Genomic DNA, 15057 nt, shown 5'->3' with positions numbered 1-15057 from the left:
CCCTTGGCGTAGCTACTGGTTCTTGGCCCAGTGGGCGTACTCCTGGCGGACGTAGCCGCGCGGGTTGGTGGCTGTGGCCGGGTGCTCCGCCCGGTACGGGTTGCCGTGGCACTCGCTGTGGTCGCAGTCGTGCGCCATGAGCTGGTGGGCGGCTTTCGTGGCCATCTCCGCCGCGTCACCGGTAACGCCGTCTCGCTCGTCGCACAGCGCGATGCGGTCCAGCAGCGCGGCCTTGCGGAGCCAGAACTCCCGCCCCAGGTGCTCGCCGAACGGCTTGTCGGCGGCGGCCCGGGCGGTCCATCCGATTTCGCGGATGATGCTCGGCGCGAGCGCGTATGCGTCGTCCGGCGTCGGCCACGATCCCGTTTCGGGGCGATGGTCGGCCGTCACGTACAGGCGGGTGCGCCCGCCGTCGCGTGTGGCGTACTGGCGTACGGCGCCAGCGGTGAACACACCGCTGAGCGCGGCGGTGATCCGGTCGGTGTCGTCCGGTTCGCAGATGACGCGGATCTCGAACACGTCTCTCCTATCGGGGTCTTCAGCCGTGGAACTGGCTGCGCTTGATGACGGCCTTGCGGATGTTGACGGTGCTGCCGCGGCCGCCGGCGACGGCGCGGACTGGGGCGCGCCAGGCGAGCACGGCGAGGGCGACCCAAACCAGGGCTCCCGAGCCGGCTCCGGCGATCGCGTTGAGGGCTTCACCCACGCCGTAGCCGACTCCGGCCGCCAGGGCGCCGCCCCCGATGCCGGCGCCCATGAAGCGCTGCGCGATGGGGTCGAGCAGGGGGAGTGGGGTCAGGTCGCGCGGCTCGGGGCGCGGCGTCGGCGGTGGGGCGAGGTCCTTGGGCATGGGGACCATGCGCCCGTAGGCGTCGGGCACCCAGACGATCGGTCCGCGTTCCGCGGCCAGTTCGACGCGCGCCAGTTCGGGTGCGTACGGCTCGGTGGGCACCGAGTGCGTGGGTGTGGGCAGCGGCGGTTCGTTCACGGCGGTGCTCCTCACAGGTTGGGGAGTGCGTTGACGACGGCGCTCATCAGGGCGTTGACGGTGTCGGCGGCGCCGGTGGACGCGAGGTAGAAGCCGAACATCACGGCGACGAACGCTGAGCCGTAGCCGAGGGCCTTCGAGCGCAGCAGGAAGAGCAGGACAAGCCCGGACAGGAGGACCATCGAGACGGTCACGGCCATGAGAGGCTCTCCTTCACATCAAGGCGGGCAGGGAGGCGAAGCGGTGGGGGGACGGATCCAGGTCAGCGCGCGGGTTGTGGAACGGGTTCAGCGGGACTTCCCGGACCCTGAAATCGCCGCGGTGGTGGTCGAGCTGCTGGAGGAGTGGGGTAACACGTGGCCCGATTGGCAGGTCGACCGCGTCCAGTCCGCGATCGTGCTGTATGCGGCGGGTGACGTGGAGCAGGTGATGGCGCTGCTCGAAGTGGCGTATGTCGACTTCCGGGATGCCCTGATCGCCACCGGCTTCGCCCGCGCAGACTGGCAGGAGCTCATGGAGGTCGCGTTCGGCACGAAGTGAGCCGTCTGCCGTCATCAGCGGATGCCGGCGCGATAGATGCGCGCCCAGCGGTTGTAGAGCCAGCGGCCGAGGCGGATGCGCTTGCCGCTGGCGTGGCAGCGGCGGCAGTCCTTGCCGCGCTTGGGCCGTCCCTTGTGGTCGGTCTTCAGTGCGTGGCCCATGCCGCGACACTTGCGGCAGTCACCGAACGGCGAGGCCGCACACAGTCCGATGTAACCGAGTGTGACGGCGAGCAGGCAGGTGACAGCGAGTAGAGCGGGGGTCATGATGGGCCCTCCGGGCGGGATTCCAGGGGTTTCCGCAGGTGGGCCGCTATCCGCTAGCGGCCTGATCAAGGTGGTTTTGGGGCGCTAGCGGGGCCGCTAACGTTAGCGGGGTCTGCCGCTAGCGCTAGCGGCCCCGAGTGGTCAGCCCACGTCCCGATTTCCGTTACGCTCCGCAATCGCGGTGGTGATGTGGGAGCGGTCGACGCCGCGCCGGTTGACGACCTTGCCGTCCATCCGACGGCCCACCTGAATCGTGCTCACCCCGTGCGGCTTGAGCGCTGCGGCGAGCGCGTCGGGGTCCCACCCGTCGTAGACATCCGAGCGCAGCTCGGCGAGCCGCGCGACGACGGTTTCCGACCACACCTTGGCTTCCTTGGCCGGGATCACGGCGAGGATGTCCGTCAGCAGGTCGTAGGCGGCAGCGGTCGGCTCCGGGGCCTCCCCGAGCGCGTGACCGGCGAGCAGCCCGGCCTTCTCGCGGGCGCTACGTGCACGCGCGGCGATGGCCTCGGCCCCGCCGGCGTCCACGTAGACCGAGCGGACGATCCGCGCGTCGGAGCCCTCGCCCACGAAGTAGTGGATGCCCTTGTCGCCCCAGGCGAACATGGTTGCGCGTACGCCGCGCTTGTAGGCGGACGTGCCGAGCACCATGTCGTTCTCCAACTGGCCCATGACCTTCAGGCACCAGCGGGCCGAGGCGTTCGCGCTGATGCCGGTGGGCAGCGATTTCGCGTCCGGGCGCTGTGTTGCCAGCAGGACCACGATGCCGGTGGCCGGACCGCGCTTGACCAGGTCGGTGATGATCTCCTCGAACTCCTTGCCGTGGTCGGCGTGCTCGAAGAGCACTTGGCACTCATCCACTCCGACCACGATCGGGTGCAGCCCGAGCGAGCGCTTGTCGGCAAGGGCGCTGGTCACCTTCGACTCCGGGCAGATGTCACGCGGAAGCGACCGGATCACTTTGGTGCGTCGGCGCAGTTCCTCGCGCAGTGCGCGGAAGTCGTCCAGGGCGTACAGGACAGGTTCGTCGTCGTCGCCTGCGGCGTGCCGGTAGCCGACGGCGTTGCCGACGGGGTCCAGGTCGCCAGTGCCCTTCATGTCGTAGGTGTGCAGCTCCGCGCGCGGGTCCAGGGCGGCGATGAGCAGCAGCAGACGCAGAAGGAACGTCTTGCCCATGCGAGGGATGGCCCCGATGACGCCAGCGATGTACATGAGCGTGACTTCGGTCCAGCGCCCGCGCTGGTCGGTGCCGTAGGCGACCGGCTTAAACAGATCGACGCTGCCGGACTTCAGTAGCGGCCACGCCGGTTGTGGGGCGTGGGACATGTCCTGATCCCCGACCCACAGCACCAGGTGCCCGGTGTGTTCGTCGGGCACCGCTTCGGGCCATACGCACCCGAGCGGCCGACGCAGGCCTGAGGCGAGCCGTTCACGACGCTCGATGATGTCGGTCACGGTCACGCCGTAGGGGAGGTCGCCTTCCGCGCGCCAGCCGGGGCCGTCCCGCGTGATCGGGGCGGTGAACTCGAAACCGTCCCGCCCCTTGGACTGGGCCTGATTGACCGCGGGGATACCGAGTGCTCCGAGCGCCCGGAGCACGATGTCACTGGTGAGCTTGGTCGCCTTGGGCAGTTCCACCGCCCGGTGGATGACCGGCTCGTCCGCCCGGCGGCCGGCGAAACCGAGCGCCATGACGACAGCGCTCACCGACACCACCTGAAGCCACGCCGGGGCGAGCAAGTACAGGGCGAGTGCCGTGACCAGACCGACGAACATGCCCAGCACCGCAACGAGGGTGCGCAGTCGGACGCGACCGTCGCGCTGCCGTGACAGCTTCAGGTACTCGGCTGCGTCCTCGCGGCGGACCGCGGCGAGCCGGACGGGTTCGCCCTCACGGTCGGCCACCCACCGCATCGTGCATCCGACGAACCGGGCGGCACCCGCCGGGGCCTGCAGGGCGAGCCGGGCGGCGTAGACCGGGGTCCGAAGCGCGTGGTAGCCGGTGGCGTGGGCGTAGTGGCGGGCGACCCACGCCGACGCCGTCCGCAGTTCCGCAGAGGACTTCATCCACATCGGGACGACCGCGCGGCGTCGGGCCTGGGCGAGCCGACCGAGGTAGCCGGGACCGGTCGCGGTCGGGGTGGGGCGGTCGACCATCACGGCGGCGGTCGGGTCGGCCGACTCGGTATCCGACCGACCCGCGCTCGGGTCGGCCGAGGGGTCGGCGTCGGGTCGGCTGGTCGGGTCGACCGACCGGGTACGGGCGGAGCGTGCCTTGTCGAGGTCGACCACGTCGGCTGCGGGACCGGCAGGGGAGTCGGTGACCATCTCGGCTTCGAGGCGGTTGAAGAGTTCGTGGTCGTCGTCGGGGTGCTTCACTGAGAGTCCCTTCCGAATCTGGGAGGAAAGGCGGGGTCCGGCCGACGCTGTGGAAGGTGGGCGGACGGACCCCGCGGCAGAGACGTGCGGTTCAGGCGGCGCGTAGCCGCTTCACGCCGGCACCGCGCCGACGGGTATGTCGGCGCGGGCTCCGCTACGACCGGCTCGGCGGCCGGCGAGCGTGGCGAACAGTCGGCCGAGTCCCGCGCGGCGAGTGCCGGTGCGCGCTTGCTTGGCCGCGTACATTGCTTCGTCCGCGCGCCGCAGCAAGGTCGACAGGTCCTCGCCCGGGAAGTCCGCGGCACGGACCCACCCGAGCGAAACCGTGGTGCGTACTGCGGGGTCGTGGCCGTCGACCGGGCGGGCGAGCACTCCGTGCAGGACGGCGAGCAGATCGGCGGCAGTGCCGTCGTCGTCCAGCAGGACGGCGGCGAACTCATCCCCTCCGAGCCGTCCTGCCACCCCGGACCGGCCGACATACAAGGCGAGCCGTCCCGCAGTCGCCCTCAGCAGCGCATCCCCGGCGGCGTGTCCGAACGTGTCGTTGATCTGCTTGAAGCGGTCGACATCCGCCAGCACCACGACCGCCCGCGGGTCGCGCAGCAGGGTGGTGGCGCGGCGGGTGAAGCCGTCGCGGGTACGCAGGCCGGTGAGAGGGTCGCGCCGTGCGGTGTTCAGGCATCGGTGCAGCCAGTGCACGTGCACCGCCCAGCCCATGGCCAGCGGAAGCGCGGACAGCAGAACCGTGACCAGAGTGTTCATGCGGCCACCTCTTCCGCACTGCGGTCCGCGATCGGCGGGGCGGACTCGACGGTCGTCGACGGGGCGTCGTCGTCGGCACGGTCGGCCTTGAGGGCGTCGCGCAGCCGGCGCGCGTTGGCCTGCGAGACACGCAGCGTGGTGCGCAGCCGGTCTGCGGTCAACTCCGCACCCGCCCAGTCAGCGGTGAGGGTGCGGGCCTCGCGCAGCGCGTCCTCGAACGTGCGCTGCGGCTTCGTCTTGGCCTTGCTGGAGCTGCGGCGCCGCGGGCGCTGCTTCGCCTCGTCGGCCGACAGGGACGGCGCGGTGTCTGTCTCAGCCGGTGCGGTCGGCGTCTGCGACCTGGCGGCGGGGGTGAGGTCGCCCATGCGCAGCATGACGCGCTCGCGCCGGGGGGTCTTCCACCGCCACAGCGGGCCGAAGCGCTCTCGCAACTCCGCGTGGGTCAGCAGTCGTTCCCGCTCGCACGCGAGTGCCGCGCTGTAGGAGGTGACCTCCCACAGCGTCATGCGGCGCCACAGAGCGAACGTCGATACGGGGGCGAGCATCCAGCGGGACCGGCGGATCTTCTCCATCCTCCGGCCGGTGACGGCTCCGATTCGGACGGCGTAGACGTGCGCACCGATTTCCGAGAAGACGACCCACAGCAGCGGCATGGTGCCGTGTGCGACCTTGGCCCACATGCTGTGTCCGGCCGCGATGTTGAGCCCGCAGGTGACCAGCGTCAGCACCCACGGGACGAACCGCACCCACGCCAAAGCCATGTCCAGCCTGATCAACAGCAGGTTGGCCACGGTGAACACCGGGATTGCCAGGTCGATTCCGACCGGCAGCATCCACGATTCACCGAACCCCCATCGCGCCGCAGCGGTGGATACCGCGTCGAACGAAGACACCAGCCCCAGGGCCCCGACGCCGGCCGCCGCGAGCGCTCCGAGCCCGGCGAGCCCCATCTCTGGACGGGTCAGCGGGGGCACCGTAGGCCGTTCGATGCTCCCAGTTGTCATGCCGCACCACCCGGCTGGCTTGCGCCAGCGGCGCGGTTGGCCAGTTCTCGGCGGGCGACCAGCAGCCGGCGGCGGGCGCGGCGGATGCGCTGGGCGTCCAGCACGGTGGGCGTGCGGTCCAGCCTGATGATCTGCGCGTCGAGCAGGTCGACGTCTGCGAGGATCGCGGGCATCTCCTCCTCGATCGCGTCCAGCTCCGCGGCCGTCGGCTCGATCCAGTCGGCGAACGCGGTAACGGCGTTCTGAACAGTGACGATGTCGCTCATGGGTCGTGCTCTCCCTAGCAGGTGGAACGGCCCGAACAGCGCCCCCGGAGTTACCGCTCCGGGGGCGCGCGCCGTTGCGAGGTGGGTGAGGTCAGCCGCGCTCGGTGCTGCGGCCGTAGGCGGCGTCCAGCTCCGCCGTGACGTCCTTGCACTGACCGGATGCGATGCGGTCGTAGACCTGCTCGCCCTTCTGGACGTTGTCCTGGCTGGTCAGGTCGGTCGACTGCTGCGTCTGCTTGCCGGACATAGGGACTCCTGATGTCGAAGGTGATGGACCAGGCCGGCGGAACCGGCCCCGGCTCCCTGCACCCCCGCCCGTACGGACCCTGGCGAGCAGGGCGGACGGGCGGGGGAGGCAACCGGCCGCAGCGCCGGAGCGTTGCGGAGAGGTTGAGGTCGCGCTGTACCGCGCGCAGGGGCAGGACCTGCGCGCGCCCGTCCTCTTGTTTGCGGAGGTGGGACGGGCTTTCCTCGGCACGCTGTTGAGTTCTCAAGGCGCAGACGCTGCCTTCGTACTCACCCCCGCGGGCTTTCCTCCGGGCGTTGTCCATGCAGTATCTGTTTTACAGGTACTGCATGATGCCCCGTCAAGTCCCGACTCGGTACCTCTTGGTTTTGCCGCCGGGACTTCTTGGCGCACATTCAGAATTGCTGCAGGTCAGGGGAGTTGGTCACCCCGCGCATGGACAGCTCTGGGACATCTGGCTACCGTGAAGAAGTCCCTAGACGTCCCTCGAAGGGGGGCAGATGCCCAACGAGCGATTGAGGTCTGCCCTGTTAGCCCGCGGCATGACCGTTCAGAGCCTCGCTGACGAGCTCCAGGTGAACGCGAAGACCGTTGAGCGATGGATCACCCAGGGCAAAGTGCCCTACCGACGGCACCAGTACGCGGCGGCAACAGCGCTGCAGGTCGACGTCACGACGCTGTGGGAAGACGACCGCAACGTCGACAGCACGGCGGACCTCACAAAGGCAGAGATCAGCACGGTCTACCCGCACCGACACATGGTGCCGCCGGGACTCTGGCGAGAGATCTTCGGACGTAGCCAGAAGAGCCTAGATGTCCTGGTCTACTCGGGCCTGTTCCTCGCCGAGGATCCGCTCTTCCATGACCTGCTCAGGGCGAAAGTCGAGGCCGGCGTGCGGGTTAGGTTGCTGCTCGGGGACCCGGACTGTGCAGCGGTGAGGCAGCGTGGCGTGGATGAGGGTCACCGGATCATGGGTGGCAAGATCCGCAACGCGCTGGTGCTCTACCGGCCGCTCATCAAGAGCCACCCCGACGTAGGGTTCCGGCTGCACGATTCGACGCTCTACAACTCCATCTACCGCTCTGATGACGAGATGCTCGTGAACCCGCACGTCTACGGCATCGGCGCATACATGGCCCCCGTACTGCACCTGCGCCGGCTCCCTGGCGGCGGCATCTTCGACACGTACGCGCATAGCATCGAGCACACCTGGGAGACCGCCCGCCCGGTCACAGACACCGACTTCTCGGGAGCCTGATCATGGGACGCATTGACTACCTTCACGACCCGGACGCTCCGCCGGCCAACTCGGTAGTTCCGTCGGTCGTCGCCCTGGTCCGGAACGACGCGGGCCAGGTGCTCATGATTCAGCGCTCCGACAACGGACGCTGGGCACTGCCCGGAGGCGGTCACGACGTGGGGGAATCCATCAGCGACACCGTGGTCCGCGAGGTCTGGGAAGAGACCGGTATCAAGGCTGAGGTCGAGGGCATGTCCGGGATCTACACGGACCCGGGCCACGTCATGCAGTACGACGACGGCGAGGTGCGCCAGCAATTCAGCATCTGCTTCCGCGCGCGCCCGGTCGGGGGCGAGGTGCGCACGAGCGACGAGACGATGCAGGTCCGCTGGGTCGACCCAGCGGACCTGCGGGAGTTGGACATCCACCCCACGATGCGGCTGCGTATCGAGCACGCGATGGATCGGACGCGGACGGTGCCCTACATCGGCTGACGCTTCGCGCCGGCGACCCGCTCCAGTACGCGTGCCGTGCACGCCAGAATTTCGGACTCGGCGCGGCGGATGAACGTACCGATCAGGCTGTCTGGGCCGTAGCGGCCGGCAATCTCGTTGATCCGGTCCACGGGGTTCGTGGGGGTGCCATCGGGCGTGGTGTTCATGTCGCAGTAGCAGAGCGCGTCATTGAGGTGCGGGCTCTGGCGGGGGAACTCACCCTCCAGTTCCTCGCGCAGGCCGCGCGCGTCTGCCTCCATCCACGCGCAGGAGTGGTGGGCTACCAGCTGCACAACGCGCTCGTCCGCGTTCGCCACGTCGCGGAGGTAGCGGGCACCGTCGAGAGGATGAAAGCCGGTCTTCGCGAGGTCCGGTGCATACCCGATGTCGTGGAGGACGGCCGCGGCCTCCAGCAGCTCGGCGTCCTCCCCGAGGACGACTGCGATGGTGCGCGCCCGCTCGGCCACTCCCAGACAGTGTTGCCACCGGCGCGGCAGCGGCTCGGCGAGTAGGGACTCCGCGAGGGGATAGGCCCACTCTGTCAGCTCCGACAAGCTACTAACGCTCCTCTCGTATCGGCAGGGCGCGGACCGTCCGCACCTTGCCTTGCCCTCCGTTGGCCAGCAGGCCGGCGGCCTCCAACCTGTCGAGTGCCTTTGTCACGGTGGGGCGTGACACCCCGAATCGAGAAGCCAGAGCGGAAGCACTCGGGAACGCTGCCCCTACTTCGAGACCTTCATCCGTGATGATGGCGGCGATCCGTTCGTCCAGAGGACGCCGGTCGGACCTCTCGCTGGCCCTTACAACCCGCCACCGTCCTCCGGGTACCGGCTCCGCAACTCCATCGCGCTGGAGTACGCCGAAGGCGCGTAGGGCGACCCCCCGCGAAATCTTGTAGTCGCGCATGAGATCTGCAGCAGGCGGAAGTTGCGTCATGTGCGGGTCTGCTTCGATCCGGGCCTTCACTGCATCGGCGATCTTTAGGAAGGTCCCCCGAGGGCTGGCCTGCTGCGCCACGCGTTCTCCCTCTCAGTCGGTCAAACGTCTTACCAAAGCTTCCCATGTCTAGTGAAGACGAGGACGCGGGTCAGACCTCGCGGCGGGCTGGCTGAGTGCGAACCCGCTATGAGATGGAGGTTTCGCCTGACGAACAGTGCGCGCAGACGGCCGTCACGCCCTATCGTTGCCATACGCATGGACGGTCGCCGGGGCGACGTGTGGTGTGGGCGACGGGTGGGGACAGTATGGAGTGGTGGAAGTACGCCCTTTTAGGCGCGGCAGGGGGTGCCCTGGTGGAGCTACTTTCCATCTTCAACTGTCTAGCACTCTGGCAAGAGGCTCGAAAGACCCCTACTGGAAAAATTAGGACTAAACCACCCTCTTTAAGGGTATATTTGGACATGCCGGCCCATGCCTGGATGACTTTTTTCCGGACGTTTCTTGGTGCTGGCACTGCCTGCGCGTTTGGCGCCAATGGTTCCATTAATGGCGTCGCGGCAGCAGTGGCTCTCGGTTTTTCGGCGCCATCGCTCTTGGCTCAACTTGGAAACATTCCCCAGATCGCTGACGCGGTCGGAGAGCCTGCGTCTGAAAAACGTCCGAGTTCCCGCGGTAGCGTTGAACTCACCGGGGGAGGGGCTAATGAATAACCGGTCTCTTGGTCATCGGGTCCTCGTCGGTCTGCTTCAGACTCCAGTTCGGTCTACCACTGAACCGCCAACGAGCAAGCTGAGCCTCTCTCGAAGAGTCCTAGCCGGTCTCTTTGGTGTTCCTGTTCGAACCGGATACTCACCGCCCCCAGAGCCCCGGCCAGTGCCCGTACGCTCGCCTGTGCTGGTGTCTGTGGGGCCGGGAAGTCAACGCGTAGAGGAGTTAGCTGACTCGGTCGCGCCTCGGCTAAATGCACCTTCCCCTAAATTTCACAAGCCGTGGGGCTATCTGGCCGTGATCGTTTTTGTCGATCTCCTCGGCATGGCAATTCAGGTCGGCTTGGTACTCAGTGCGTTGCGTCAGCCGTACGTCGCACTCCAAGCAACTGGGTGGGGATTGCTTTGGCCTTTGGTGCGATCAGTTCGACGTCGATATCGGTTCGAGACGCTGGGTGAGAATTATCACTTTTCCCCCCTTGTTGCTGACTGGCTCGTATTTATTGCGCTAGTTAGCTTGGTGCGCCCCATATTCGGCTTCGCCACTGATTTCGAAGCTGTTCTAGTTGCAGTGCTGCCAGGGCTTGTCGTTTCGTACTCGTCAGGACTTCTTCTTGGTAGGCGACTTCTGACAGACCGCCGCGAGGCGCGTAGAGTGCATCGAGTGTTGGTTGTCGGTGAGTCCGCCGCAGCCGATTACGTAGTGGGGCGCCTGGCATCTCTCACGGACCACCCATACGGCGTCGTCGGTGTCGTGGCTATTGGTGGCGATATCACCTGTTTCCCAGCAGCAGTTGGGCGACTCCCAAGAGGGCAGCTACCGAGTGCGGCAGACGCTACGACCATTATTTCGAGTGCAGCAGCTGTAAATGCGGACCTCGTCCTTCTTACGCAAGGTAGTGACCTGATGGGGCGTCGCCTACGTCGGGTCATCTGGGGCTTGCAGGACGCGGGATTTCCCCTCGTCATGCTTACTCCGCCCGAGGACGTTTCTACGCATCGCCTCCTCATGCGCACTGCCGCTGGGCTCACCGTTTTCCATGTTTTGCCTCCTTCTGGTTATATTCAAGCCGCCCTGAAGAAGTTGATTGACTGGATTGGTGCACTGCTCTTGATCGTTTTGCTGGCTCCGTTGCTTCTGGGTATTGGGGTCGCAATTTGGCTTGGGAGTAGGGGGCCGATTCTGTTTCTCCAGGTGAGGGTGGGTAAATACGGCCGCCCGTTCGTCATGTATAAATTCCGGACTATGGCTCTGGGCTCAGATCGGCGCCCAGTGGTCAACGCCGATGCCAGTGTTGGTGGCCGGATGTTCAAGATGAGAAGAGATCCGCGGATTACTAGGGTGGGTGGATTGCTGCGGCGCCTCTCTCTTGATGAGCTTCCGCAACTCTTGAACGTCCTGCGGGGGGAGATGTCGCTCGTTGGCCCCCGCCCTCCTCTGCCCGAGGAGGTCGAAATGTATGACGAGACAGAGCTCCGGCGTTTGAAGGTAAAGCCAGGGATCACCGGAGCCTGGCAAGTAAGTGGCCGCTCTGACCTCTCTTGGGATGAGTGCGTGAAGCTGGATTTGTACTACGTGGACAATTGGTCCCTCCCTCACGACTTCAGAATTCTGGCTCGTACGCTGCGTGCAGTCATTAATGGAAGAGGGGCTTATTAGTTCCGTCCCTGCCATTCTGGCTGGTTCAGCTTTGAGTGGACGGCTCCCTGGCCATGCTTCGCCTGCCGGGTGGTGCGGGTGCCTACTGATTAGCGCCCCCGGGGGATGAGGAACTTGATGCACTGAGTTCGACTGTGCTCGGCCCAGTCGTCCACTCCACCAAGACGCGCAAGTTCCCAATTCCACAGCGCGGCAACGGGTGGCGAGTGGACTATAGGTCTTCTGAGGCAAAGAGCGCGATATTGATAGGTCCGATAAGTTGAAGGGGCCGTCTGAAGCCGTCGACCCGCGAACCCCGCTCCGAGAGTCTGGGAGGAGGTCACTGACTGAGTCTGGGGCGCTGTTCGGCAAGGCGTAGGGGCGGCCTTCTCGGTTCTCTGTGGACGAGGTGTGGACGGGGAGAGCTTGTTCACCTAAGCCTGTGCGAGTCTCCGCAGGCCACGAGAAGCGCAGGAGGGCACGTGCGTGGGGACTGTAAATCCGCTGCAGTACCGGCGTTGGATCGTCACCGCTCCCTCCGCGGGTGACCAATCAGCGACTAACGATCAACAAACGCCAGGAGGGCGCGGCGGACCGCCGCGCCCTCCTGGCGTGTGCCCGGGGCGCCTGTGGATGACGTGCCCGAGTGTCCGGAAGGGCGTATTTCACGCAAGTCCTGCAGCAAGTGCGGACGGGGATCCAGTCCAACCCGAGTCTGTGCGCCACACTGACGCGATTCCGTGGTGTTCCAGAAGGCGGGTGTACACGTCCCCGATGGGCTCGGAGAAGAGGCCCAGTTGGCGCGGCTGCGCGTCTGACGGGTACAGGCAGAAGGCATAGGTGGCCAACTGGCCCAGTGCTTCGCGCACGGCTTCCGTCGCGTTGCCGCGTCGGATGAACTTAGCCTCAACAAGCCAGTGCACGGCGGACTTGATGACGACCATGTCGCGGGGATGGACCTCGGTACCAACCTCTATCTGTTGGCTAAGGAGGAACTCGCCGTACTGTCGCACGAGCGTTTCGTGGCTTCGGCTCTTGCGTAGCTTCCGTGCCGTGAGGGTTTGTTCGTACTCATCGTCGCTCTTCGGCGCGAAGTGCAGCAAGAGCTCCGAAGCCTGCGAGGGCGGTTCTTCGAGAACCGTGACGATGGTGTCGCGGGTAGTCTGCCGCACCTCTTCTCGGACGGCCAAAGCATCTTGGTAGAGGCCGATCATGCGACTCAGATCAGCCCGCAAAGTCTGCTCGTCGGGCAGCGCTGCGACCTCGTAGGTGATGGCCAACAGGTTGCCCGCTTCGTAGGAGCGGGGCAGGCCCCGCCGGTGGCCTAGATCGATCGTCGCGCTCAATCCCTTCTTAGAAGCTGAAGGAAGTGCATCCCTGACCGCAGCGGCTTCGGCAGCCAGTCGCCTTCGTGCCTCAGGAGCTCCGAGGGTCTCCGTGATCTCGGTGACGCCCTGGTTGAGGCTGAGTGCGAAGGTCTTCCTATCTTCAGCCAGGAGGTAGACGAGGTACATGCCCCGCTGTGCCGTCCTGGTCTCATCAGGGTCGAAGAAGGAAACCCATGGGCATGTGGCGGCGTTGCCTTTGCCCGGGCTTCCCTCAACGAGGTAGCCAGGCGGTACCAGGTGTCCGATCTTCTCGGGAGCGGCTCGCAGAAGATCTGCGACGCCCTTACTGACCTTTTTGTTGTCATTGATGACGTACGTGGAGCCAATTTCGTAGAGGAAGTCCCCAAGTTCCATACGGCGGATGCTATGCCTGACCACTGACACAGCCCCCACGGCAGGCAGTGCAGGGAAGTTGGGCAGTCCTGAAGGCCTAGTGCAGGACTGCCCAGGATCAGGCGCTACCGTCAGTCGTCTTGCGCGGCCGGCCACGACCCTTGGCTGAACGTAGGCCCAGGTGCACGAGCGTCTTCTGGTGGTACATCTCCTTGAAGGCTGCGTCGCGCGCGAGCTCCTTCAAGACCTTCTCTGTTGCGGCTTCGTAGTTGGTTCGGGCTCCGCCGGCAGTGGTCGGAGACCAGGTGACGTCACCGTTTTGGGCGGTCCCCTTCTCGAAGCGGACGAGCGTGCCCTCGAAGAGGAGATGCTGCATCTGCTCGACACCGTCCACCTTGCGGATCTTGCCTTCGGATCGCCCCCACGGGAGTCCTGCGAGTGCGTCGACGACGTCGTTCAGTGGAACCCCACAGAACCGCGCAGCACCAAGGACGCCACCGATCACGTACAGGCCAGCTGGGGACCCGTGCAGGTACTCCGCGCGGAACTGCTTAGGGGACAGGCCGGCTCCCTCTGGGGAGCGGCGAAGGTCCTTCCAGCCGGGAATCCGCTCGTATGCGTAGTCCAGAGAGGCCACGGTTTCCTCGATGACCTTTTCCAGCTCGTCGTTGATGTTGCCGCTTGATCCGGCACGCTCCTCGAGGGCTCTGCGCACATTTGCTTCGCGCGCATCGGGGGTTCGGTCCTTGAAGCCGACCAAGGTGGCGGTAGTGAACCCTCGCATGTGCGCGGTCGAGTACAGGGCCTCTTCGCGCGCGGCTGAGCGTAGGTAGACCAGGCGAGCAGGTTCGTCAGTGAGCAGCCGTGCACGCCGCCCAACCTGGGTGCCGAACCGGTTCGCGTACGAGCTTTGGTCAAGCGCTGTCATGAGTGCGGGCGAGATCGGCTTCGTCAGCCCCGCCACCACAAACATCCTCGTGACTTCGTCACGGTTGCTCTGCACGAGTACCTGGATCGGAGCGGCACTCGCCTTCAGGGTGCTCTCCTTATCCTGGTCCTCACCGAACGAGGAACCCTTCACACGGTCCCAGACCCGCGCAAGCGCCTCCAACGTGTGCTGCCCATTTTCGATGTGCATGGGCGTGCCCTGATAGACCGTGAGCATGCCGAACTCGACGCCGGGAGAGATGCTGTTATACCGCTTCCAGCGGTACGTCTCCTGATCATCGATGTCGCCGGGGATGGCGAGCTGGATCTGCTGGATCGGGGTGTCGGGGCGGTCGTAGAGCCCGTTCGCGATCTTCTCGACGTGCTTGAAGTCGATGGGACGGTTGCCGTACTCCTCGTCATCAAGATCGAAGTCCTTCCGGACGATCACCCCTGACTCTGTGCGTGCGCGCAGTTCCACGAGAGCCGGCAACGGGTGCATGAAGTTGAACGACGGCATCTTCCCGATCATGGTCCGGAACGCTGGAGTCTTGAACGAGACCGGACGCATGTCCATGCCCTCGGCCATCGCCTGCATGTCGGCCTCGGATGTCATCGGCTTACCTCCTTCGAATTTTGCCTGGCAAATTTTTTTCGGCTCGCCACGCGCGCGCGTCGCGAGCGTAATCTTGCTCCGTGCCGATCTGCAACCAGCTTGGGGCTCGTCGGCGGGCAAGGGGCACTTCATGTTGGCCAGCGCTGACGGATATGTGCAGCTCAGGAGGTTGTAGCGGCCGCGTCGCCGTACCCAGCGCGATCACGAAAAGTCGTCGCCCTCGTGGTGCGGGTGGTCCCTGCGGTCCCGGCGGCGTCGGGTCGGACCGCGCCAGGGCGGACGGGAGGGTGGAGGACTACGAGCCTGGGTAGTTGCGGCACC

The 15057-nt window shown here is 66.0% G+C and carries 17 protein-coding genes; 4 read left to right on the top strand and 13 right to left on the bottom strand.

The features are described from left to right. Positions 1–12: 12 nt before the first annotated feature. From ACF1A5_RS18890 to ACF1A5_RS18880, 3 genes are read right to left on the bottom strand one after another with little or no spacing between them, the layout of a single operon-like run. Positions 13–519, bottom strand: a complete 507-nt coding sequence (locus ACF1A5_RS18890) for a hypothetical protein (RefSeq protein WP_392193985.1) — start codon at positions 517–519, stop codon at positions 13–15. A gap of 19 nt (positions 520–538) precedes the next feature. Continuing rightward, positions 539–988, bottom strand: a complete 450-nt coding sequence (locus tag ACF1A5_RS18885; protein WP_392193984.1) for a hypothetical protein — start codon at positions 986–988, stop codon at positions 539–541. Positions 989–999: 11 nt separating this feature from the next. After that, positions 1000–1188, bottom strand: a complete 189-nt coding sequence (locus ACF1A5_RS18880; RefSeq protein WP_392193983.1) for a hypothetical protein — start codon at positions 1186–1188, stop codon at positions 1000–1002. Between the two features lie 43 nt (positions 1189–1231). On the opposite strand from ACF1A5_RS18880, the gene ACF1A5_RS18875 reads away from it, so the two are divergent. Further along, positions 1232–1528: a hypothetical protein gene (locus ACF1A5_RS18875; protein WP_392193982.1), complete on the top strand. Its 297-nt coding sequence runs from the start codon at positions 1232–1234 to the stop codon at positions 1526–1528. A 14-nt stretch (positions 1529–1542) separates the two neighbouring features. Here the strand turns inward: ACF1A5_RS18875 and ACF1A5_RS18870 are convergent, their stop codons facing one another. The 6 genes from ACF1A5_RS18870 to ACF1A5_RS18845 form a co-directional block, all read right to left on the bottom strand. Next, complete coding sequence (locus tag ACF1A5_RS18870) at positions 1543–1794, bottom strand: hypothetical protein (RefSeq protein ID WP_392193981.1); 252 nt, start codon at positions 1792–1794, stop codon at positions 1543–1545. Positions 1795–1935: 141 nt separating this feature from the next. Next, the gene (locus ACF1A5_RS18865) at positions 1936–4173 is read right to left on the bottom strand and encodes a cell division protein FtsK (RefSeq protein WP_392193980.1); all 2238 of its coding nucleotides are present in this window, start codon (positions 4171–4173) and stop codon (positions 1936–1938) included. A gap of 111 nt (positions 4174–4284) precedes the next feature. Continuing rightward, complete coding sequence (locus ACF1A5_RS18860) at positions 4285–4935, bottom strand: GGDEF domain-containing protein (protein ID WP_392193979.1); 651 nt, start codon at positions 4933–4935, stop codon at positions 4285–4287. Next, positions 4932–5939: a DUF2637 domain-containing protein gene (locus ACF1A5_RS18855; protein ID WP_392193978.1), complete on the bottom strand. Its 1008-nt coding sequence runs from the start codon at positions 5937–5939 to the stop codon at positions 4932–4934. Before ACF1A5_RS18855 ends, ACF1A5_RS18860 begins: the two co-directional genes overlap by 4 nt. Further along, on the bottom strand, positions 5936–6205 hold the full coding sequence (locus ACF1A5_RS18850) for a DUF6284 family protein (RefSeq protein ID WP_392193977.1): 270 nt from the start codon (positions 6203–6205) through the stop codon (positions 5936–5938). The genes ACF1A5_RS18855 and ACF1A5_RS18850 overlap by 4 nt, the downstream gene beginning before the upstream one ends. A 91-nt stretch (positions 6206–6296) precedes the next feature. After that, on the bottom strand, positions 6297–6452 hold the full coding sequence (locus tag ACF1A5_RS18845; protein WP_392193976.1) for a hypothetical protein: 156 nt from the start codon (positions 6450–6452) through the stop codon (positions 6297–6299). A 500-nt stretch (positions 6453–6952) separates the two neighbouring features. Between ACF1A5_RS18845 and ACF1A5_RS18840 the strand changes: the two genes are divergently transcribed. Beyond that, positions 6953–7711: an XRE family transcriptional regulator gene (locus ACF1A5_RS18840; protein ID WP_392193975.1), complete on the top strand. Its 759-nt coding sequence runs from the start codon at positions 6953–6955 to the stop codon at positions 7709–7711. 2 nt (positions 7712–7713) lie between these two features. Beyond that, positions 7714–8187, top strand: coding sequence for an NUDIX domain-containing protein (locus tag ACF1A5_RS18835; RefSeq protein WP_392193974.1), 474 nt, complete (start codon positions 7714–7716; stop codon positions 8185–8187). Here the strand turns inward: ACF1A5_RS18835 and ACF1A5_RS18830 are convergent. Together ACF1A5_RS18830 and ACF1A5_RS18825 are read right to left on the bottom strand one after the other, a co-directional pair. Further along, positions 8175–8741, bottom strand: a complete 567-nt coding sequence (locus ACF1A5_RS18830) for an HD domain-containing protein (protein ID WP_392193973.1) — start codon at positions 8739–8741, stop codon at positions 8175–8177. The two genes, ACF1A5_RS18835 and ACF1A5_RS18830, sit on opposite strands and share 13 nt — an antisense overlap. Before the next feature lie 4 nt (positions 8742–8745). Then, on the bottom strand, positions 8746–9093 hold the full coding sequence (locus ACF1A5_RS18825; protein WP_392194064.1) for a GntR family transcriptional regulator: 348 nt from the start codon (positions 9091–9093) through the stop codon (positions 8746–8748). A 567-nt stretch (positions 9094–9660) separates the two neighbouring features. On the opposite strand from ACF1A5_RS18825, the gene ACF1A5_RS18820 reads away from it, so the two are divergent. Further along, positions 9661–11493: an exopolysaccharide biosynthesis polyprenyl glycosylphosphotransferase gene (locus tag ACF1A5_RS18820; protein ID WP_392194063.1), complete on the top strand. Its 1833-nt coding sequence runs from the start codon at positions 9661–9663 to the stop codon at positions 11491–11493. A gap of 644 nt (positions 11494–12137) precedes the next feature. On the opposite strand, the gene ACF1A5_RS18815 is transcribed toward ACF1A5_RS18820, so the two are convergent. Both ACF1A5_RS18815 and ACF1A5_RS18810 read right to left on the bottom strand, forming a co-directional pair. Further along, the gene (locus tag ACF1A5_RS18815) at positions 12138–13214 is read right to left on the bottom strand and encodes an MrcB family domain-containing protein (protein ID WP_392193972.1); all 1077 of its coding nucleotides are present in this window, start codon (positions 13212–13214) and stop codon (positions 12138–12140) included. Between the two features lie 97 nt (positions 13215–13311). Then, positions 13312–14736, bottom strand: coding sequence for a DNA sulfur modification protein DndB (locus ACF1A5_RS18810; protein WP_392193971.1), 1425 nt, complete (start codon positions 14734–14736; stop codon positions 13312–13314). Positions 14737–15057: the final 321 nt, after the last annotated feature.

The sequence above is a fragment of the Streptomyces sp. NPDC014864 genome (assembly GCF_043081525.1).
In the GTDB taxonomy this organism is placed as follows: domain Bacteria; phylum Actinomycetota; class Actinomycetes; order Streptomycetales; family Streptomycetaceae; genus Streptomyces.
The sequence above is the reverse complement of the archived record's forward strand: the minus strand, read 5'-3'. Positions and strand labels throughout refer to the sequence as shown.

Bases quoted from the DNA above. Each gene is read 5' to 3' on its own strand.
- ACF1A5_RS18855 (WP_392193978.1), bottom strand. From the start codon at position 5,939: ATGACAACTGGGAGCATCGAACGGCCTACGGTGCCCCCGCTGACCCGT.
- ACF1A5_RS18840 (WP_392193975.1), top strand. From the start codon at position 6,953: ATGCCCAACGAGCGATTGAGGTCTGCCCTGTTAGCCCGCGGCATGACC.
- ACF1A5_RS18825 (WP_392194064.1), bottom strand. From the start codon at position 9,093: ATGCGCGACTACAAGATTTCGCGGGGGGTCGCCCTACGCGCCTTCGGC.
- ACF1A5_RS18870 (WP_392193981.1), bottom strand. From the start codon at position 1,794: ATGACCCCCGCTCTACTCGCTGTCACCTGCCTGCTCGCCGTCACACTC.
- ACF1A5_RS18835 (WP_392193974.1), top strand. From the start codon at position 7,714: ATGGGACGCATTGACTACCTTCACGACCCGGACGCTCCGCCGGCCAAC.
- ACF1A5_RS18815 (WP_392193972.1), bottom strand. From the start codon at position 13,214: ATGGAACTTGGGGACTTCCTCTACGAAATTGGCTCCACGTACGTCATC.
- ACF1A5_RS18820 (WP_392194063.1), top strand. From the start codon at position 9,661: ATGGTTCCATTAATGGCGTCGCGGCAGCAGTGGCTCTCGGTTTTTCGG.
- ACF1A5_RS18845 (WP_392193976.1), bottom strand. From the start codon at position 6,452: ATGTCCGGCAAGCAGACGCAGCAGTCGACCGACCTGACCAGCCAGGAC.
- ACF1A5_RS18860 (WP_392193979.1), bottom strand. From the start codon at position 4,935: ATGAACACTCTGGTCACGGTTCTGCTGTCCGCGCTTCCGCTGGCCATG.
- ACF1A5_RS18880 (WP_392193983.1), bottom strand. From the start codon at position 1,188: ATGGCCGTGACCGTCTCGATGGTCCTCCTGTCCGGGCTTGTCCTGCTC.
- ACF1A5_RS18850 (WP_392193977.1), bottom strand. From the start codon at position 6,205: ATGAGCGACATCGTCACTGTTCAGAACGCCGTTACCGCGTTCGCCGAC.
- ACF1A5_RS18810 (WP_392193971.1), bottom strand. From the start codon at position 14,736: ATGACATCCGAGGCCGACATGCAGGCGATGGCCGAGGGCATGGACATG.